The sequence below is a fragment of the Pseudoalteromonas sp. NS-SX12 genome, assembly GCF_057367955.1.
This window is the reverse complement of record NZ_CM170635.1, coordinates 304,250-322,467: the sequence shown is the minus strand read 5'-3', so window position 1 is coordinate 322,467 and position 18,218 is coordinate 304,250. Positions and strand designations below refer to the sequence as shown.

The following is an 18,218-nucleotide window of genomic DNA, read 5'->3' as shown; positions in this document are numbered from 1 at the left end:
TTAGCGTTAAATATTTCTATTTTGCGTTAAAAACTGCAAAACTTAGCTTGTTTTTAACGAAAATACGTCAAGATAGCAAATAGAACACGTTTAACAACGCGCTGTTTTGTAAATAAATATGTTTTTATTGCTTAAGTTATTGTGTTTGTAACGATAATCTAGGTTCGCTCAGCGTGCTAAAAGGCATCACTTGATTTCGCCCATTTTCTTTTGCACGGTAAAGTGCTTTGTCAGCATTAATAATGGCTGGTTTCAGTAATGACTCAATTTCACACACACCAAAGCTTGCCGTTATTGATAAGGCATCATGAGTATGCGAGCTAATGGTGGTGTTTTCGATTTGCTTGCGTACTTTATCAATTAAGGCAAATGCTTGGTTCTCGCTGTGATTAGGCAGGGCAATGATAAATTCTTCACCGCCAAGTCGCGCGACGATGGCATTATCGGGCGTGAATTTTTGCAATATATCGGCAAAAACCACAAGTACTTCATCGCCTACTTGGTGTCCGTATTTGTCGTTAAACTTCTTAAAAAAATCAATATCAGCGATGGCAATACTTGTAGGACCGGTTTGCTTATCGTCCGCTAATACCGCTTCGGTAGCTTGGTCAAAGTAACGACGATTATAAAGTTGCGTTAGCGGGTCGGTGTTTGCTTGCACTTGCAGCGCCGCCTGTTGCTTTTCTATGCGCTCTAACACACGAATACGGTACGAAATAATAAACGCTAACATAAATGATTCGAGCATAATGCCGATGCCGACACCGTGACTTGTCACATAAGTATTTGGTAATAGGCCTTTATAATAGCCGATTGCTAATAGGTTAAAAGTGAAAAACAAACCGTGACCAAATAAGAAGTATTTTGCCAACGGATTCCCTTTTTTTAGAATTGAGAGGCTGACACTTAATGTCACTACAATCATTATTGCGGCTAATGTGCTTGCTGGTTTTAATGCTGCAATAATATCAAATACGCCAAACACTAAATCAGATACCAGTAGCAGTAAAACAAACATAAGTGCTTTGTGCTCAGTCGGGTACAGGCGTTTGGTTTCAAAAATACTGATCATAAATAGGATCAGAAAGCTTGGCATGGTAAGTAGTGAAAGGTGCAGATGCATCATGGATTTGCCGTAAATGCCAAATAAGGTTGCTAAAAAACCATAGGAAAGGGCAATCCACGTTGTACCCGAGACTAAATACAGCGCATAGAAAATATTTTCTTTTTTACGTGATGATAAAAACAATATGACGTTGTAAAACATCAGCGCCAACAGCATGCCGACCATGATGGCAATATCATAATTTTCGCTTACAAGGGCATGTTTAGATTGTGTTTCATCGTATATGGCAAGCGTAAACCATTGGTGTGAAAATACATCACTTTTTAAGTAAACCTGATACCGCTCGTTAGGTAAAAGTATTAAAGGAAACACTGCGGTTCCACCATATAACATTTCATGAGCTTGATTGTTTTCTAGGTCAATCGAATGGCGTATTTGTGTGTTGCTGTCACTAATCAGATAGAGGCTTAACTGCTCGGTATGGTAAGCCTCTGGCACATGCAAAAACAGTGGTTTTTTTAGAGCCGATGAGTTGTGCAAAGCAAATCGAACCCAAGTTGTTTTTGCATTTGTACCTAGGGTAAGGCGGTTGGTTGCACTGGAAAACGGCGCATTTAGTATATCAGCGATACTTTGCGTACGAGATTCATCAATATAATAATGCGTATCAAATTGCGTTAATGCAATTTGATCTTGGTTTACTGTAATTTGGGCATTTGCTGAAACACTAAAAAATAATAGTAAAAATACCAACATGGCAGCTAAAGGCATCTTCTTTTTTAGTATTTATACCGTTAAACAAACCAAAAAGCTAACACACTTTATTACAGCAGTGAGTGTTACAAAAACAACCTTTCGCCTTCGTTCATAATATAAAATTGACTGTCTGTTTCAATGATTTTCAAGGTGTGTAACAGCCTAAAAAGCGCGGAGTGAGAACTGTGGTCGCCCATTTGCCAGCTAGCATTGCCATAACCCCAAGGAATGGTCACTTTGCAGTTAAGATCGTTTGCCGCCGCAATAGCGTCTTCTGGTCGTGTATGTACATAGCGATACCAAGCTTCGTACTCTTAGTGAAAGTAAGATGCGATTGGCAGTAAGCACACGTCGATATCACCATATTGACGTTGAATATCTTTAAAATGATCTGAATAATCGGTGTCGCCAGCAAAAAATAAAGTTTTGCCGTTTTCTTCTAACACCCAACCGCCCCACAGTGCCTGATTATCGTCATTGTATAAAAAGGGCACCCAAATTCGACTATTAAAATGATGGGCAGGCACAAAGTGGATTTTGGTTTGTGCAACGAGATGCGTTGTAAACCAATCCATTTCGTGAATGGTGTAGTGGTTGCGGTCAAAGTGCTTGGCAAAATTTAGCGGCACCAAATATTTTGGTTTGTTGCCAATTAACGCAATATCGTGCTTATTAAAATGATCATAATGTAAGTGGGAATATAACACTGCGTCGACATCGCTTAGGTTTTGCACTTTGCTTTTGGGTGATTGACGCTCAAAGCCATTCGCCATCTGAAACGCCCAATTTACAGGCCAATCAAATTCATCAAATACCGGATCAAATAAAAATCGCTTGCCGGATGGCGTTTTAACTTCAAAGCTTGCATGACCAAGCCAGTGAATTTGATAGCCTGAGTGTGTTGTTAGTTTTGGGTTTTTACCTCTGTATTGGCACTGCTCCATATCACTTTCGCAGTGAATGTCGTCAGTAGGAGGGTAGCAATTTTCTTCACAGCTATAGGGGTATGTTTTATTACCGGGGTAGCGATTGATATAGCGCCCTTGCTTTAGGCTTGCTCCGTCTGCGTTAAGGTTATTTATTGTTGTGATCTTGTTTGATGCACAACCTGCGAGCAGCGAAATCACAGCGCAGATCGTCAATTTATACCTAGAACTCATTAATATTTTTATGATTATGTAAATGAATTATCTCGGGCGAAGTGTAATGGCAGTTTGCGGCATTTGTAAAGCAGCCAGCACACTGTGGCAGTCACTAATGCTAATACCAAGGCTTGAAGTGCGCCAATTACAAAACTAAGGCTCAAGGCAAAACCAAAAACACATTCCGCACGATATGATTTTACGATACACGCAATCACAGCGATGCCAATAATTAACATTACAGTGTATAACTCCATTGCCCAATAGTAACTGCCCGCAAGTGTTGCACCATAGTTAAATGAAAATACAAATCCGATTAGTGCGTAGGTGGTTGCTTTACCACGATTCACAGTCGTACTTTGAAGGCGTTTTCGCATTAAAAGCAAACAGCACAATGAAAAAATAGGCATGATAATCAGTGAAAACCAAGATGGCACATCAAGTAGGTAAGGCGCATCCAATACACCAATAAATACAATCTTAGGATTAAAGTAATGCCAGCACAAAACAGCAGCTTGTAACAATGCTACTAACACAGTAACGCACCATAGAAATTTATTTTTTATCATAGGAATTCTCGTTTGGTGTTTTTATTAACTATGGCAACAATTAAGCCAAAACGAAAGTTATTGAAAATCAGTGGCTTAAATTTCAGGTGATATGTGTATGTTAGCTTTTTTGTTAGATTTTGGGCAAATAGGCCAGTGAGTTAGCTTTTTTCACAACGATTAATGGTATAATTCTTCGCATGTGCTTTTCACTTGTAACCTCATGTCATTTTCAGCATTTAACCTAAATTCTCACTTGTCCGAGACCTTAACGCGATTGGATTACCATACGGCCACGCCTATTCAATCATTGGCTATTCCAGAGATTATGGCCGGCCACGATATCATTGCGCACGCGCAAACAGGAACCGGTAAAACGGCAGCGTTTATGTTACCCATTATCGATAAGTTGTTATCACGTCAGCCGATATCGAATACGGTAAGTGCCTTAATCTTAGTGCCAACACGAGAGCTTGCGCAACAAGTTGCAAAGGCGAGTACTCAGTACAGTGAAAACTGCGGATTGAACGTTGCGTGTTTGTATGGTGGCGCAAATATTGGACCACAAGAAAAACAACTTAAACAAGGCGCGCAAATTGTTGTAGCAACGCCCGGCCGTTTGCTCGACCATTTGATTAAAGGCACGCTTTCGTTGTCAGATTTAGCGTATTTAGTGTTCGATGAAGCAGATCGCATGCTGGATATGGGGTTTATGGGTGAAATTAAGCGCATAATGCGTCATGTGCCACTAACACGACAAACCTTGCTATTCTCGGCAACGGTTGATGAGCAAGTACTCAATAATGTATCGCAGTGGCTAAATGAGCCAAAACGCGTAGGGGTAGATGCGCCTAACACCGCAGCAACCAAAGTTGAGCAATTATTTTATGCTGTAGACGATGAACGAAAGCGCGAGTTAATCGCTTACACCATAGGAAAAAACAACTGGCACCAAGTGTTGGTGTTTACGCGTACCAAGAATTATGCCGATGAACTTGCGAAAGAACTCAATAAAGACGGTTTACCAACCACGGCTATTCATGGCGACAAATCTCAAGGCGCACGAAATAAAGCGCTAGAGCAGTTTCGCGCCGGTGAGTTACGTGTTTTAGTGGCAACCGACGTTGCGGCGCGTGGCATCGATATTCCGAGTTTGGATTATGTGATTAATGCTGAGTTGCCGTATATCGCAGAGGATTACGTACACCGCATTGGGAGAACTGGGCGTGCAGGTAAAGCAGGAACTGCAATTTCACTGGTAAGCCTAGACGAAAATTGGTTGTTGGAAGAAATTGAAGTATTACTGGATGAACGTTTAACCCCACAATGGTTAACGGGATTTGAGCCGGATTTAACCCGAGAGCCAAAAGACAATAGAAAAAACACAACAAAATCTCGCAAACAGCGAGATAAAAAGCGTATTTTAGGTCAACGCAGTAATCGTCGCCGTAAAAAAAATTAACGGTGCACGTGTTTGTTTCTAAATTTATTGGTCGTTAATAACGATTAGTAATTTATCTAAAAGCGCGTTTTACGCGCTTTTTTGTTTGCCTTGGTAATCCGTTACGAATAGATAACCAATTTATTTGTATTAATAAATTTTGTTTTGCTGAAATTAAACTATTGTGAAAGAGGAGTCGTATCATTTAACTGCTTTGCTTGCCAAACTTAGGGATGCACACAATGCTAAAAAACCTACCGATTGTTCTTAAGCTCCTTCTTATTTTGCTTATTCCCAGTGTGCTTAGTGGATTTTTAATTTACCAATTAAATAAAAACAGCGAAGTACAAGTGACAGCTCAAACTCATATAAACGAGGTTATTGAGTTAACACAATTACTTAATAATTTAGCACATAACTTTGCGGTAGAGCGCGGGTTGAGTGCCGGGTACTTAGGCTCTGGTGGCACTCAAGGTAAACAAGCATTGCAATCGCAGCGTAAAAATGCCGATAGCGCAGCTGACGCACTCTTATTGAAAATCGATAAGATACAGTCCCTTTCACTTAATAAACATTCACTCGACGTTATACAGCAATTACAAAAGACGCTTTCTGAACGCATGAACATAAGAGGAAAAGTGGATGCACTAGTACCTGACTCTGGCTTTTTTCACTTTTATTCTGCAATTAACGCAGATGCCATTACCTTGACTGAAAAGCTATCGGTTTATATTACTGAGCCAGAGTTGTCAGCTAAATTTAAATCGTCAATTCAGTTAATTTGGTTAAAAGAGCATTTGGGCCAAGTACGTGGCGCCTTAAACGGGGTATTTGCAAAAGGTGATTACACGCCACAGCGTGCAGAAGCAGTAAATCGCTTTTTAGCCGAAATACGAAAGCGTGAAAAGCAGTTTACCCATTATGCCAATAACGATTATTTGAAGCGTTTTGAGGCGCTAAAAACTGACCCACAAGTGGTAAACGTAAAGGCAATGACCGCTACATTTACTAATAACGTTGCACTTAGGAACGATAAAAAATCATTACTGCTGTTACTCAGTCAAGACGCTTTGAGCGCGCAGTCAATTGATGAGTTGAATGCGATTGTATTGAATATGAAGCCGTATTTACCCGCGCATGTATTTTCGGCGCTTCTAAATTATGTGAGCCGATTAAGCGCTGAGCGAGACATTACAGGTAATCAAAAAAGCGCCATTAGTAAGCGACTCGCTACCGCCGTTATCTTGCCACATGTTGATGCAAAAACCTGGTTTGCCAGTGCCACGGACGAAATAAAATTGGTTAATGGGCTTATTAAGGCCTTGGCAACCGAAATAACTAATACTGCAAAGCAAAATTTAAATAGCACAGAGCAGACATTACAAAATGCGTTTTATACAGCGCTTGCATTTTTACTGGTTAGTTTAATTATTGGTTTTGTCATTGCGCATTCATTTAAAAAGGCGCTGAACACCATTCAACAAACCATTAAGCAAATACAACAAGACAACGATTACAGTTTACGAATTGCAGTTAATCAACACGATGAAATAGGTCAAACAGCTAAAAACATCAACGCATTACTTGAAAACTTAGGCAATGCGTTTTGTGAAATAGGCAATATGAGTAATGCGTTAGCTAGTGGCCAATACAACCATATTAACTATACCGGAAAATACAATGGTGACTTGGAAAAAGTAGTATCGCAAATTGAAACTGCAGGCAATCAAGTGGGCATAGGCGTTGGGGAAATACGAAAAGTGATGTCGGCGGTAAAAAAGGGTGACTTTTCAAATACCATTAGCGAGAATTTACAAGGACAACTTGGGCAACTAAAGGACGATGTTAACAGCACGATTAATACCTGCAATCGCTCGTTTAGTGCGATATCAACGGTTGTTAATGATTTAGCGCGCGGCAATTTAAGCAATCAGTATACTAACCAACTCCAAGGGGAGTTTGCGGTTTTACTGGATTCGGCTATCGATTGTCGCGATACGCTACAGCAAATTATTGAAAAAGATATTCAACAGCTGGTGGATTGTGCGACTTCAGGCGAGTTAGATGTATCTATTAATGAGAAAAATAAACAAGGCGGCTTTTTAACCCTTACGCAAAGCATCAACAAATTACAACAGATTAATCGCAATGTGATAGATGAAGTCGACAATGTTTTTGCGAATTTAGCACAAGGCAACTTGGCAGTAACAATAGACGGGGAATATGAAGGTGCGTACGCACGCTTACAACTTAACGCCAATAAAACCATTTCTACACTTAATCACATCATAGAGAATGAAATTACTGAAATAGTGCAGAGTTGTTTATCGGGCGAATTGACCAAACGTATAAATACCGATGATAAATCAGGGTTTTTCTTGTCGTTAAGTAATTCGTTAAATAACTTAGTAGCGCTTAATCAAAATGTTATTAGTGAGCTTAACTCTGTTGCTAATGCGCTGGCGAATGGCAATCTACACATACATGTAAATGGCGACTATACCGGTGAATTCAACACCCTAAAAATGAATATAAATAAATCACTTGAACAGCTAAGCCAGGTTATTGAGGTCGAAGTTCAAGATGTTATCAGCGCATTACAAGTAGGCAACCTAGATAAACGCATTGATAGCGCTAATAAACAAGGCTGCTTTTTGCAACTAAGTGAGGGTGTCAATGAGATTATTGTGGTTGTTAGCCGAGTACTCAACGATTTAGACCACTTATTTGAAAGCTTGGTTGCGGGAGATCTAAGAGCCAATGTTACGACTCACTATGATGGTCAATTTAAACGATTGAAAGATAACGCGAATACCTCAGTTGGTAAGTTAAACTCGCTGTTATCAAATTTACTAAACCTAGCGCAGTCGGTGTCGAATAGTGTGCATGAAATTGCGCATGCAAATGAAGATTTAAGACGCCGAACTGAATCTCAAGCAAGCGCAGTAGAACAAACGAGTGTGAGCGTGCAACGAGTGCATGAATCAGCAAAAGTAGCGCAATCTAACTTACTTGAAACCGAACAACTAATGCTAACCATGCAAACTAATGCGCAAAACGGGCAGGTTATTGCGCTTGAAGCAAAAGAAACGATGCAACAAGTGAGTGCGTCGAGCGACCGTATTAAAAATATTATTGGTGTTATCGATGAAATTGCGTTCCAAACTAATTTGCTTGCGTTGAACGCGGCGGTAGAAGCTGCACGAGCGGGTGAGCACGGTCGCGGTTTTAGTGTGGTGGCAAGCGAAGTAAGAAGCCTTGCACAACGTAGCGCACAATCAGCAAACGAAATAAAATCCTTGATCACATCGAGCGTTGAGCAGGTGGCACATGGTAACCTGCATGTTGATCAATCAAGTGAAGCGCTTGTCGGTATCGCACACTCGATTACCAATGCTAACGAGAAAATGGAAGAAATTGCCGAAGCAAATAAACGACAAACAGCAAGCTTTAATGAAATAAATATTGCCGTTACAAATATTGAAGAAAGTACGCAACAAAATGCCGCAATGGTCGAACAAATTGCCAGTTCCGCAGCCGCGCTAAATGAAGAAACTAAACGCATGGTGGACGAAGTGAACTTTTTCAAAGTGAGCTAGTATGAAAAGGGAGGTTTCCTTTTCATACTAATCCAAGGTTTAATTAAACTCAGCGACTAACTGAGTGTTATCGACATCTTGTTCGCGTGTTGGTACCCACTTTGACATACACGCCTGATCTTTAACACAGGGATCTGTCTGCGCCTTTAAAAATGCCACAACGGCACTGATTTGCTGCTCAGTATAGTCGACAGTTTGTAGTTTTGATTCACCTGCCGCTTGTAATTGCGTAAGCTGATGTAATGCTTTTTCCGTGTTAGCTAACCAATTATTAGTTTGTAATCCAGGTTGTAACTCGGTTGGGTCATAATTTGCGATCGAAAGTGCCGGATTGAGGTGATGCTTAACGACCGCTTCTAAGGTTAAAAACGCGCCGCTGTGACCGTATGGAAAAGTAACCTCAATATTGGTTAAGTGCGGTGTTCTAAACGCAAAGCGATCATTCTCTTCGTTAGTTTCGCGAAAACGGCCAAAGTCTTCATCGCCAGTTAAACCATTACCTTTGCCACGACCAATTTGAGGCATGGCAATTACATGGAATGATTCGTCTGTCATAAAATCGCCAGAGTGACATGAAGCACAATTAAAGCCACCATTTTCATAGGAGGTGTAAAACAGCTTTGCACCTTGTAGTTGTTGCTCTGTTAATGCGCTGTCATCCCCTTCGACAAAATTATGCCACGGTGAGTTGATTAGAATTTGTGAACGTTGAAATTCACCGAGCGCAAAAGCGATATTATCAAAGGTGATTAATTGGTTGATATCAACGTCATTAATGTCAGCTTCAAAGCCATTCAAAAAAGCATTAAACCACTCGTTATGGGCAAGTTCGTTGGTTTCACCTTTTAGTCGTGAAGTTAACTGTTCACGTAATACTTGATTGCTTTGTCCCGCGGCATAATTAAATCCGCGCATTTCTTCCGTCGAGGTAACAGGGAAACGTGCTTGTGCAGCGGCTAAGTTTGCACCTGCCACGTTGTCTTTGGTATTAAATTGGCTATCAGGCGTTCTGATCGATTGATTACTGCCATTTAATGCCCATTGGGTATCAAGGCTCTCAACACGGCCATCGTGAAACATGACTTTGTTGTAAAAAGCGATATTAAAGGTTGATGGCGCATTACGTGGAACAGTCGGGCCACCGTCGGAATGCGCTGCTGATGGCATGTGTTCTCGCCCTGGTCCCAATAGGTTCTGTTCAACGGCATCAACACCGATTGGCAACGCTAAATCGTCGCCACCGCCTAAAAACGGATGATGGCAACTTACACATGCGGTATCAATATTGCCGCTGAGTGATTTAGCGTAAAAGAGTTGCATGCCTAATTGTGCGATTGGTTGCTCAATATTAGGTAGATTAGCTACATGCTGAGACAGACCTTGTAACTGATATGGTTCGATTAAAGTGCGAACGTCACTTACCAAACCCGCTTTTTCATCGATTGTTTCTGAGTTGTCTGAGTCGCTACAGCCCAGTAGCGACAGCACGATTATACTGCTAAATATCCTTTTCATTTGCGCCCCTGTTTATTTTAAATTTAAGTAAAGTGCGAAAATATTAGTAGAAAGGATTAGTAAATCAATTACATTTAATGACAAATAAGCAATAAGCTACCGCTAGGGCGCTTTAGAGTTATAAGCTGCTGCATAAAAAACAATTAATACGCGGCGAAAACGAACTGGCTACATGTGCTAGTGATTATTTAATAAAATAGCCTATTGCTTGCCATTTTCCATCAATCAGTGTCATAGACAAGGTTTCGATACTTTCCCGCTTATTTTCATACTGGGTACTAAATTGCATTACTTGGTATGTGCCATCTGGCATACCGGGTAGGCTAGTGTGACGAGTGCTATCAAGCGGGCTTCGCTTTACGACTTTACCTAATGGGGTGCGTACTTGTTCTAGAGCAAGTTGCAACTGTGCTTCACTGACTTGATTTTTAAAGCGATCACTGGTGTCTTGCCACGAAGCTTGATAATCGCCGCTATCAATCAGTTCAAGCCAATTATTAGCACTTTGTTCATAGGCTTTGTCGTTAGCTACGGCACTGAATGCGATAAAATAAATAAGGATCAATAACTGTTTCATTGAGAAATACCTTTTTCTTAAAACTGTCATCACGTTAGCAAATTATTGAAATAATAAATAGCATTAAAACAGTGCGTTAACAATTTGATGTGCATGTTTTAACGCTTTTCAAAATTCTTACAAACGTAACGTGTCGCCCTAAAATGAATACGCTTTTAATCGAATTTATTTAAGCGTTATTTCAATAATGTGGGTTTTAGAATGGACTTGGTTTTTATAAAAATTATTTAATATCAATTGCTTAATTGATGTTTATGCGTAGTACCGTATGTTACTTATTGTGAATGTAATAGCACTTTAGAAATAGTGTGGGTACATATGAAATATTCACATGTGATTAAATGTGAATAACCTTTTTTAAAGTGTGGGATTAGATTAAAATTACACTTTCACCTTAACGTTTTAACGTTGTCGTACTGCGTATTTATCGGGCTGGTTCAACTTAAATAATCAGCGGCAGTCAGCCAACAGTTTAGTCAAATATATTACATTACCTTATGGATAATTACCTGTTTAGTCAGGGCGAGCAGCCAGAGAAAACACAAAAGCCTAAAACACTTAAATGGCATATTTTGATCGTGGATGATGATAAAAATATTCATGATGTAACCAAATTAGTGCTGGAAGGCAAAGAAATATTGGGGCGTACAATTAGTTGCACCAGTGCGTTTTCATCTGAGCAAGCTAAAACACTCTTGATGTCCGATACTAATTGGGCATGTGTATTTATTGATGTCGTGATGGAGTCTACCCATGCAGGATTGGAGCTGGTTAACTGGATCAGAAATACACTTAACAATCACTTAGTAAGGTTATTAATTCGTACAGGGCAAGCTGGTTATGCACCCGAGCAAGAAGTGATTGAAAAGTACGATATAAATGATTATCGAACAAAAACCGAGTTAACAGCGACTAAGTTGGTAAGCTGTACGTATGGGGCGCTACGTGGATTTCGCGACTTAAACACGGTTGAAAAATCCCTTAAGTCATTTCGCAATTTAATAGAAGTGTCTGGTGACTTACTTAAAATTCAGAATATAAACGATTTCGCATGTGCTGCCCTTGATAACTTTCTATCGTTAATGGAAGTGGACAGTTCAGCAATTTACATAATGCGCCATGAAAATGATATCTTTAATCAATCTCATAAAATACTGCTCGCAAGTTCTGGTCGCTTTAACGAACTTAAAAAAGCAAATCAACCCTTCCCTAAAAACGTTAATGCTATTGTGGAAGAAGCGCTGAGCAGTGGACAAAGTCACTTTTCAGACGACTATTATGTGGCATGTATCAGCACATCTAGCGACTCCAAAGCAGTGCTGTATATTGAATTTGATCATCAACCCAGTGACTTTAAAGCCAGCATCGCGGAATTATTTATAAATAATATTGCGTTGATGCTTGAAAGTTTAGTGCGCCAACATCAAACACAAACTACACAAAAAGAATTACTTTATATTGTGGGTGATGCAATAGAAGCACGTAGCAAAGAAACAGGCAGTCATGTTAAGCGCGTTGCCGCAATGGCTGAGTTTATTGCGATAAAAGCGGGGTTACCAGATTCGTTATGTGATGCAATACGCATTGCTGCGCCGTTACACGATATTGGAAAAACGACCATTCCTGATGCCATTTTGCATAAGCAAGGTGAGCTTACGCAAGATGAGTTTGAGTTAATTAAAACACATGCTGAAAAGGGCGGCCAACTGCTTGATAAATCAAGTATGCCAATTGCAAAACTAGGCGCAACGATGGCGCGTTTTCATCATGAAAATTATGATGGAAGTGGTTATCCGCAGGGGCTTAAAGGTGACGATATTCCACTTGAAGCACGTATTGTCGCGATTGCGGATGTAATTGATGCTCTCGGCAGTGTACGAAGTTATAAAGCGCCGTGGAGCGATGATCAAATTCGTCAGTATGTTGAGCAAAATGCGGGTATTAAGTTTGACCCGCAGTTCGCAAAAATCGCAACAGATCACTTTTGTGAGTTAGTAGCGATAAAACACCAAATCAGCGACGATTCACCTTTTGATAGTTAGCGTCGGCTTTTATATTTTAACTTCGCTTTTGCGCCCTTTTTATAAAGATAGGGGCGCAGGGCTCGTCGCAATTTTGGAAATAGATAGGCGAGGGTGGTTAGCTTGCCGCTAAACCATGGCATAGCGCTTTCTTCACTGTCGTTTATCGACAATGCGATAATCTCATTTGCAACCTCTAATGCGCTGCTCATCGGCTGCGAATATACAATGTCTTCAACGTGATCAATCTCATCCATTATAAAACCAGTATCAATTGGACCCGGTGACACTACCGCCACTTTAATCTGGTGAGGCTTAAGTTCATCATGTAGCGCATAACTAAATGCCCTTAGTGCAGCTTTTGTTGCTGAATAAACCGCGGCACCTTGCAGTGGCGCACGTCCCGCTAACGACCCTACCATAATCACCGCGCCATTATTTGATTGTTTAAGCTGATCTAAACAAAGATGAGTGAGTGTTAGCGGCGCATTTAAGTTCACATTCACCATATTTGAAACCTGAACTGGCGTTAGTTTTTCAAAATCGCCGCGATGGTGTAGCCCTGCGTTATTCACGAGCACATCGATTGCACCAAAGGTGGCAACTACTTGCGTTACTAAGGTTTCAAGGCTTGATATCTCGCCAATATCACAGGGAAATACCGCAGCATGACCATATTGATTAATTTCAGCTGCCAGTGCCTCAAGGGGCGCTTTGTTTCTAGCAACCAGTGCAACGTTAGCCCCAAGTTTGGCAAATTGCTTTGCAGTTTCAGCGCCTACACCTTTCGAAGCACCTGTTATTAAAACGGTTTTATTTTTATAGTTATTCATTTCGTCAGCCATTCAAGGTACATTAGTGCAAGATTGTTTTAATTTATCGTAAAAAGTATGGAAACTCTATTAGGACTTTTTGCGCTGGTGTTTGCTGTGTTTATGTTAGGCGGTTTAATCGTTGCCTGGTACAGCTTTGTTAAATTACGCAGCGCCGACGCAAAAATAAAGGAATTAACGCTCGCGGTATTACATTTAAAGTCGCTCGTTAAAAAGTTAAGCGAAACTAATACACTACGCGCAACATCTGAAGAGTCAGCGCAAGAATCTGTTGTCGAACAAAGCGCAGAAAGCGACACACAAGCTGCCGACAATTCACAACCGCAAACACCACAGGTGGATAGCACAGGCAATGTGAGCGTAGCGCTGGCAACCCATCAACAGCAGGCAAAAACCTCATTAAATGAAAAACCTAAATCTAAACCAATAGAGACTGTAAGTTTAGCGCAGCGATTGGAGCAATTTTTAGCAAATAATGGTTTGCTTTGGATTGGTGCTGGTATTTTAGCGCTCGGTGGTATTTTCCTCGCCAAGTACTCAATAGAGTCGGGACTTATTTCAATTACGTTACGCTTAATTTTGGGTGGTGTGTTTGCTTTGGCATTAGTGATATTGGCGGAATATTTGTATCGCAAGCACGGTGCCAGCAATCATGTTACGAACACCAGTGCTGCACTTGCCAGCGGGGGCATTATTACTGGGTTTGCATTGGTACTTGCTACCTTTAGTTATTATCATTTTATCTCGCCTGTTGTTGCCTTTGCTGCACTTGCAGCAATTTCTTTAATAGCTACTGCGCTCGCATTACGGTTTGGTCCATTGCTTGCGGTGATAGGTATTATTGGCGCATATACGGTGCCTGCTTTGGTTAATACTGGCAGCAACAATGTGTTTGCCTTACTAATGTACGTTAACTTTGTATCAATTGCGGCGATTTGGGTTGCCAATAAAGTCAAACGAGAGTGGCTGTGGTGGCAAAGTTTTGTCGGACATTTTGTATGGCTTACCATTAGTGTTGCGATTGCAGGTAAAAGCGATATTTGGGTAATTGCAGCGACTATGGCAATTGCATTTTACCTGTATGTATTATCCAGTGTGCTCGGTTGGCGCTTAACTAATAAGAACTTAACGCCACTAGCAATAAAAGTACTATTAATGCCACGCAAAGAGCAATTAGCCTTAGTGCTTAACATACTACTGCTAGTACTGTTTTATAGTTTGCACGGCTTTAGTAGCAGTTTATTGATTGTAAGTGTGTTATTGAGTGCACTTTGCATGTATTTGCCACTAAGGCACAGTGCATTTGATTCTTGGCCATTTGTATCGTTAATCTTCAGTTGTTTTGCGATAGTAAGCTATCCTATCGTGCATCAGCTCGATGACCCTATGCTGGTTTTTAGCAGTGTATTTTTATATGCGCAATTAGTGGGTGTAGCGTATTTTGTATATAGCGTGGTAATGCAAAAACTATTTATAAAGCGTGCCAGTTATAGTTTGTTGTTAGGCATTGCGCCGCTGTTGGTGTTTGCCGTGTCCTACATAGTAACGCCGCAAACAGTTGAAACAACCTTATACCCACTTTGGACGGTATACCTGATGGTGATGGCAGGCTATGCGCTATGGCAAATAACCAAAGCACATCATGCGCTAGCAACAATCTCGTTTTGGCTTACTGCGAACAGTTTTTTAGCGTTAGTATTTACCATGTGGTTGAATGCTAGTACGTTATCATTGGCAATTTGTGCACAACTAGTGTTAATCGCTTATGGGCAACAGCGTTTTAAAGTCGAGTTGCCGTTGTGGCTAAGTAAAATAGCTCTGTCACTAGTGCTTATGCGCATCACGCTCGCTCCTTGGACTCAGCAGTACAGTAATGAGCTCGTATTTGGTGTGCACTGGAGTTTAGTGGTACTGCCCATGATGTTTGCCATGGTGTTTTATGCTTATCGGTTACATTCCAATTCTGAACTTAAAAAGTGGTATGAAGGCGCATTACTGCATTTAATCGCGTTATTTGTAACGACCGAAACCAGTTATTTCTTAGTCGGCCATTACCCTGACTTTAGTAACTTAAACTTCGCAGAACTTTGCGTGTTATCAATGAACTGGTTGATACTAGCCGTGGTTTATTGGTGGCGATTCAAAATCAGTTCGCGCTCTTTATATTTGTACGCTGGCTGTGCGCTGGCTGCGGCAAGTGGTTTGTGTCATTTAGCTTTGAATACGCAGTATAATCCGTTCTTAGAAGCTATTTTGATTGGTGATATCTTCTTGTTTAATTGGTTAATGGTGATGTGGGCTGTGCCTGCGGTGATAATTGCGCTTGTGTATTACTTTGATATTGTGCCAAAGCAGTTAAAACTCAATAAAAATAAAGTGTTGTTGCCAATAGCTGCAGGGTTTAGCTTTTTATTTATTAACGGTGTTGTGCGCAGTTATTTTCAAACCGAACAAATTCGGCTTTCGTTACTAACGAGTCAAGCTGAGATTTACAGCTATTCGGTTGTGTGGTTAATTATCGCGGCAGGATTTATTTTGTTCGGGCAGCGTATTGCCAAGTCTGTGGTTTACCAAGCGGGGTTTGCAATTTTACTTGTGGTTATTTTAAAAGCCTTCCTATTTGATATGGCGCACCTAGACGGGCTTTATCGTGCGATTTCGTTTATTGGTTTAGGTTTGTCGTTAGTAGCGTTAGGCTGGCTATTTACGCGATTTAAATTAGTGTCTGAAGAGGCGCCTCAATGATTGTATTGATCATAATTTGCTTTTTTATGTGGCTTTTTATGCTTTGGCTTACGTATTCAAAACGACTTAATAGCGTTGAGCATTTAATTGAGCAACAAGATAGCAAGCTGATTGTACGCGATACGCCGATTGCACGTTTGATTAAAGGCCTTGCTGTTACAGTGTCGGTTGATGAAATTCGTGCAATTGAAGCTACCAATACGCATGTGTTTTTGCGCACAGCAAAAAGTTCGGTCGATATTTTTATCAATCACCGTTTTATAAATCAAGTGCTTGATCATTTACGTAACGAGCTGAGCGAAATAGAAATAAAAGACCGTCGACCGATTGGCAAGTGATATTTTGTTAGCGTGTTGATTGTTAAGTAAACTGGCGGCGCTTAAAGTGCTACCAGTTTACGATTCACTTCGGGATTAGGTGTTCTGCCTAATTATTAAAGGCTATTCGTTAATCGCGCTTTTTAGTTTCGAACCTGCTTTAAACGCTACTTTATTTTGTCCGGCTATGGTGATCTCTTCTCCAGTTTGTGGGTTACGCCCTTGCTTTTCTGGATGATAACTCAATGAAAAACTGCCAAACCCTGGTAATTGTACTAAGTCACCTTCTGATAATGATTGAGTGATTGTCGAAACTAAACTCTCCACAACACGTTTAGCGGTCGTTTTTGGCATGTCGTTGTTTTTTGCGATGAGTTTAATAAGTTGGGATTTATTCATAATAGCGCCCTTAAAAAGCGGCAAAGGCTAACTATGTCTTATGCTCGAGTCAAGTATTTAGCGCCTTTTACGCTGTATTTGAAAAATTAACGGTTAATGATCCAATTTATTATTTAAAGCGTAATCAGTACTAAATTCCTATTTTTTGATGTTGGAGGTGTTTATGGAGCTATTAGTTTCGGTTTTGGCATATCAAAAAGCACGTGATGAAGGACGAAAAGATCCTGCAATACAGGATTATGAATGGGCTGAGGAAAACCTAAGTTACTTTGAAAGCCACAAATGTGAACTTGGATTTTGCGATTCAAATGAGCCAAGGCATTCGCACTTCGATTAGCGGACGTGTTACGCCCCAGTGAATTTGTCGCTTTTTCAAGCAATAGTTGTTTTCACGGCGTGACATCGTTTAGGTAGCTAGGCATATTTTACCGCTTAAAATCGTATTTTACCGTTTATCACTTTTAGTTTTTCAAAGTGTTTCAGGTTGTTATGGTTTGTGTATCAAAACAACTAAAAACGAGTAAAACTATGAAATCAGAAAATGCAATTAGCGCGATTGGCGATACATTTTTAGCCCCTACCAAGGCGTTTAACGGCCTAAAAGATGCAAAAGGCTGGTCATGGCTTGCGATGATATTATTATTTGTGTTTGGTATCTCGGCACAAGTTATTTACTTTAACTCTGTTGACCAAGCATATTTTGTTGAACAACAAATTGCTACGATGGAACAAAGTGGCGATTACAATCCTGCGGAACTTGAACAAGCTGAAGCGATGACCGCACAGCAATTTCCAATGATGTGGATTTTCTCTGCAGTCGGTGTGTTAATTGGTATTCCAACTATCTTCTGTATTTTTGCTTTGTACTACTATTTAATTGGGAAGCAAGACCCAGAGTGTCATATGACATTTGGTGATTGGTTTGGTTTTACCGCTTTTACGAGCTTGCCAACAATTTTTGCAGCAATTGGTACCATGGCATTGGTGTTAACTGCCTCAAGCGGTGAAATCCCTGCAACAGTACTTACATTCTCTTCACTAAACCAACTTATTTTTGGCTTTGACGCTAACCACGCATTTGCGGGTTTACTAGAGAGTATCAATATTTTCTCAATTTGGTCTCTAGCGCTGACGTATATTGGCTTAAAGTCATGGACTAACTTTAACAACAACAAAGCAATGCTATTTGCATTACTACCAAGCATTTTAATTTATGGTATTTGGGTAATTATTGCAGCACTTTAAGGTGCTGCTTTGCT

13 protein-coding genes and 1 pseudogene are annotated in these 18,218 nt (G+C 40.4%); 7 read left to right on the top strand and 7 right to left on the bottom strand.

Features of this window, described 5'->3' with window-relative positions; all coding sequences use genetic code 11:
• Nucleotides 1–136: 136 nt before the first annotated feature.
• The 3 genes and pseudogenes from AC2IOM_RS15655 to AC2IOM_RS15645 form a co-directional block, all read right to left on the bottom strand.
• Complete coding sequence (locus tag AC2IOM_RS15655; protein ID WP_486360342.1) at nt 137–1,837, bottom strand: sensor domain-containing diguanylate cyclase; 1,701 nt, start codon at nt 1,835–1,837, stop codon at nt 137–139.
• Nucleotides 1,838–1,905: 68 nt separating this feature from the next.
• Nucleotides 1,906–2,982 (bottom strand): annotated as a pseudogene (locus AC2IOM_RS15650) (MBL fold metallo-hydrolase).
• A 14-nt stretch (nt 2,983–2,996) separates the two neighbouring features.
• Nucleotides 2,997–3,533: a hypothetical protein gene (locus AC2IOM_RS15645; RefSeq protein WP_486360341.1), complete on the bottom strand. Its 537-nt coding sequence runs from the start codon at nt 3,531–3,533 to the stop codon at nt 2,997–2,999.
• A 202-nt stretch (nt 3,534–3,735) separates the two neighbouring features.
• On the opposite strand from AC2IOM_RS15645, the gene AC2IOM_RS15640 reads away from it, so the two are divergent.
• Nucleotides 3,736–4,974, top strand: a complete 1,239-nt coding sequence (locus AC2IOM_RS15640) for a DEAD/DEAH box helicase (RefSeq protein WP_486360340.1) — start codon at nt 3,736–3,738, stop codon at nt 4,972–4,974.
• A gap of 221 nt (nt 4,975–5,195) precedes the next feature.
• On the top strand, nt 5,196–8,552 hold the full coding sequence (locus AC2IOM_RS15635) for a methyl-accepting chemotaxis protein (protein WP_486360339.1): 3,357 nt from the start codon (nt 5,196–5,198) through the stop codon (nt 8,550–8,552).
• Between the two features lie 39 nt (nt 8,553–8,591).
• Here the strand turns inward: AC2IOM_RS15635 and AC2IOM_RS15630 are convergent, their stop codons facing one another.
• The gene (locus AC2IOM_RS15630) at nt 8,592–10,067 is read right to left on the bottom strand and encodes a cytochrome-c peroxidase (protein ID WP_486360338.1); all 1,476 of its coding nucleotides are present in this window, start codon (nt 10,065–10,067) and stop codon (nt 8,592–8,594) included.
• 184 nt (nt 10,068–10,251) lie between these two features.
• The gene (locus AC2IOM_RS15625; protein ID WP_486360337.1) at nt 10,252–10,644 is read right to left on the bottom strand and encodes a DUF4019 domain-containing protein; all 393 of its coding nucleotides are present in this window, start codon (nt 10,642–10,644) and stop codon (nt 10,252–10,254) included.
• A 497-nt stretch (nt 10,645–11,141) separates the two neighbouring features.
• Between AC2IOM_RS15625 and AC2IOM_RS15620 the strand changes: the two genes are divergently transcribed.
• The gene (locus AC2IOM_RS15620) at nt 11,142–12,686 is read left to right on the top strand and encodes an HD domain-containing phosphohydrolase (protein WP_486360336.1); all 1,545 of its coding nucleotides are present in this window, start codon (nt 11,142–11,144) and stop codon (nt 12,684–12,686) included.
• On the opposite strand, the gene AC2IOM_RS15615 is transcribed toward AC2IOM_RS15620, so the two are convergent.
• Complete coding sequence (locus tag AC2IOM_RS15615; RefSeq protein ID WP_486360335.1) at nt 12,683–13,498, bottom strand: SDR family NAD(P)-dependent oxidoreductase; 816 nt, start codon at nt 13,496–13,498, stop codon at nt 12,683–12,685. The genes AC2IOM_RS15620 and AC2IOM_RS15615 overlap by 4 nt on opposite strands.
• Nucleotides 13,499–13,555: 57 nt before the next feature.
• On the opposite strand from AC2IOM_RS15615, the gene AC2IOM_RS15610 reads away from it, so the two are divergent.
• Nucleotides 13,556–16,243: a DUF2339 domain-containing protein gene (locus tag AC2IOM_RS15610; protein ID WP_486360334.1), complete on the top strand. Its 2,688-nt coding sequence runs from the start codon at nt 13,556–13,558 to the stop codon at nt 16,241–16,243.
• Nucleotides 16,240–16,581 (top strand): hypothetical protein, encoded by a 342-nt coding sequence (locus tag AC2IOM_RS15605; RefSeq protein ID WP_336437035.1) that lies wholly within the window; start codon nt 16,240–16,242, stop codon nt 16,579–16,581. The genes AC2IOM_RS15610 and AC2IOM_RS15605 overlap by 4 nt, the downstream gene beginning before the upstream one ends.
• Before the next feature lie 102 nt (nt 16,582–16,683).
• On the opposite strand, the gene AC2IOM_RS15600 is transcribed toward AC2IOM_RS15605, so the two are convergent.
• A complete protein-coding gene (locus AC2IOM_RS15600; protein WP_486360333.1) occupies nt 16,684–16,959 on the bottom strand; it encodes an HU family DNA-binding protein in 276 nt (91 codons plus the stop codon).
• A gap of 163 nt (nt 16,960–17,122) precedes the next feature.
• On the opposite strand from AC2IOM_RS15600, the gene AC2IOM_RS15595 reads away from it, so the two are divergent.
• The gene (locus AC2IOM_RS15595) at nt 17,123–17,296 is read left to right on the top strand and encodes a hypothetical protein (protein WP_158523467.1); all 174 of its coding nucleotides are present in this window, start codon (nt 17,123–17,125) and stop codon (nt 17,294–17,296) included.
• 191 nt (nt 17,297–17,487) lie between these two features.
• Nucleotides 17,488–18,204 (top strand): YIP1 family protein, encoded by a 717-nt coding sequence (locus AC2IOM_RS15590; protein ID WP_486360332.1) that lies wholly within the window; start codon nt 17,488–17,490, stop codon nt 18,202–18,204.
• Nucleotides 18,205–18,218 lie beyond the last annotated feature (14 nt).

Bases quoted from the DNA above. Each gene is read 5' to 3' on its own strand.
- AC2IOM_RS15655 (WP_486360342.1), bottom strand. From the start codon at position 1,837: ATGCCTTTAGCTGCCATGTTGGTATTTTTACTATTATTTTTTAGTGTT.
- AC2IOM_RS15645 (WP_486360341.1), bottom strand. From the start codon at position 3,533: ATGATAAAAAATAAATTTCTATGGTGCGTTACTGTGTTAGTAGCATTG.
- AC2IOM_RS15640 (WP_486360340.1), top strand. From the start codon at position 3,736: ATGTCATTTTCAGCATTTAACCTAAATTCTCACTTGTCCGAGACCTTA.
- AC2IOM_RS15635 (WP_486360339.1), top strand. From the start codon at position 5,196: ATGCTAAAAAACCTACCGATTGTTCTTAAGCTCCTTCTTATTTTGCTT.
- AC2IOM_RS15630 (WP_486360338.1), bottom strand. From the start codon at position 10,067: ATGAAAAGGATATTTAGCAGTATAATCGTGCTGTCGCTACTGGGCTGT.
- AC2IOM_RS15625 (WP_486360337.1), bottom strand. From the start codon at position 10,644: ATGAAACAGTTATTGATCCTTATTTATTTTATCGCATTCAGTGCCGTA.
- AC2IOM_RS15620 (WP_486360336.1), top strand. From the start codon at position 11,142: ATGGATAATTACCTGTTTAGTCAGGGCGAGCAGCCAGAGAAAACACAA.
- AC2IOM_RS15615 (WP_486360335.1), bottom strand. From the start codon at position 13,498: ATGAATAACTATAAAAATAAAACCGTTTTAATAACAGGTGCTTCGAAA.
- AC2IOM_RS15610 (WP_486360334.1), top strand. From the start codon at position 13,556: ATGGAAACTCTATTAGGACTTTTTGCGCTGGTGTTTGCTGTGTTTATG.
- AC2IOM_RS15605 (WP_336437035.1), top strand. From the start codon at position 16,240: ATGATTGTATTGATCATAATTTGCTTTTTTATGTGGCTTTTTATGCTT.
- AC2IOM_RS15600 (WP_486360333.1), bottom strand. From the start codon at position 16,959: ATGAATAAATCCCAACTTATTAAACTCATCGCAAAAAACAACGACATG.
- AC2IOM_RS15595 (WP_158523467.1), top strand. From the start codon at position 17,123: ATGGAGCTATTAGTTTCGGTTTTGGCATATCAAAAAGCACGTGATGAA.
- AC2IOM_RS15590 (WP_486360332.1), top strand. From the start codon at position 17,488: ATGAAATCAGAAAATGCAATTAGCGCGATTGGCGATACATTTTTAGCC.